This is a genomic window from Flavobacterium sp. 9R (genome assembly GCF_902506345.1).
Taxonomy (GTDB): Bacteria; Bacteroidota; Bacteroidia; order Flavobacteriales; family Flavobacteriaceae; genus Flavobacterium.
This window is the reverse complement of record NZ_LR733426.1, coordinates 1-1551: the sequence shown is the minus strand read 5'-3', so window position 1 is coordinate 1551 and position 1551 is coordinate 1. Positions and strand designations below refer to the sequence as shown.

Genomic DNA, 1551 nt, shown 5'->3' with positions numbered 1-1551 from the left:
TAATTGCACGAATAATGTTTTTCTAATACTAATTTTACGCATTCAAGTTTAAATGAAGCATCATATCTGACTTTTCTTTCCATAAAAATACCCCCAAATAGTGTCTAACTTTTTGGGGGCAGTCTAATAGATTGGGATTTTTTTTATTTTTACTACAACTGATAGTGCCACAATTCAACATTTTTCTTTATTTTGCGGCAAATTAAAAATTGAAATGAAAAAAACTGTATTAGCTCTAGTAGCACTATCAACAATATTGGCTTGTTCTGAAAAAGAATCAAAAAACAACCTACATTTAACTGGAAATGTGTTAGGGTTAAAAAAAGGAACCTTATACATCCAACGATTAAAAGACACCTCACTTGTAACTATAGATTCCATAAAAATTGAAGGCGATTCAAAATTTGAAACAAATATCACAATAGAGTCTCCTGAAATGTTTTATTTATCATTGAATAGAGGTGTTTCAAATTCGTTAGATAACAATCTGCTGTTTTTTGCAGAACCAGGCGAAATGAACATTGAGACAAATTTAGACCAGTTCTCATATGGTGCAAAAGTTACAGGCTCGGTAAACCATGATTTATACGTAGAATTTGAAAAAATAAACAGTAAATTCAAAGAAGAAAATCTAACATTAATTGAACAAAGATTTAAAGCTACCAAGTTCAATAATGTAAAAAAACTTGACAGCATAAAGACTAAAGAAGAATCTAATATCAAAAGAAAATACTTATACGCTACAAATTTTGCAGTGAACCACAAAGATCACGAAGTAGCACCATATATTGCCCTTTCAGAAATATATGATATCAACATACGCTTTTTAGATACCATTCAAAAATCCATGACTCCAAAAGTGGCACAATCCCTTTATGGTAAAAAATTGACAAAATTCGTAAACGAGATTAAAAAGCAAGAATAAAAAATATTCATCAGATAAAAAGGCTGTCTATACAATATATAGACAGCCTTTTTTTTGGTTAAAAAATTAATTTAAGCTAAAAGATTAAGATGAAAATGATTAGTTAAAGACAGTCAAAAACAATAAGGAGATACTATTTAGCAGACATACTACTTTTAAAATCGCAAGACATAGAAAAATAGTAAAATAAAAGTAAAACAAAGAGTAGACTAAATAATAATTAAAAACATTACTTATAAAAAAGGCATTCTAAAAGACTTGAATGGATAAAAATAATCTTGCAAAAACAAAATAAAAATAAAACTAAATAAAAATACCTAGTCCTTTAGAATCAATAAGACTTATACTCATATAGCTACTGATAAATATGGAGACCTAAAAAATAGCTTATGGAAAAGTCAACACATAACAATGAATTTAATATACAATTATTAAAAGTAAGTGCTACAGAATCGTCTAATCGTTAACACTCATGTAAACCTAAATAAATTAGTGGCATTTACAAATAACATTTACTATCAGCTACTGAAAACAACAACGCACAAAAAAACCCTTCATTTTAGATGAAGGGTTTTAATAAAGAAAGGCGGCGACATACTCTCCCACAAATTGCAGTACCATCTGCG

The 1551-nt window shown here is 28.5% G+C and carries 1 protein-coding gene; it reads left to right on the top strand.

Going from position 1 to position 1551, the window contains the following annotated elements; translation table 11 throughout:
- Positions 1 to 214: 214 nt before the first annotated feature.
- On the top strand, positions 215 to 925 hold the full coding sequence (locus FLAVO9AF_RS15320; protein ID WP_159691302.1) for a DUF4369 domain-containing protein: 711 nt from the start codon (positions 215 to 217) through the stop codon (positions 923 to 925).
- Positions 926 to 1551 lie beyond the last annotated feature (626 nt).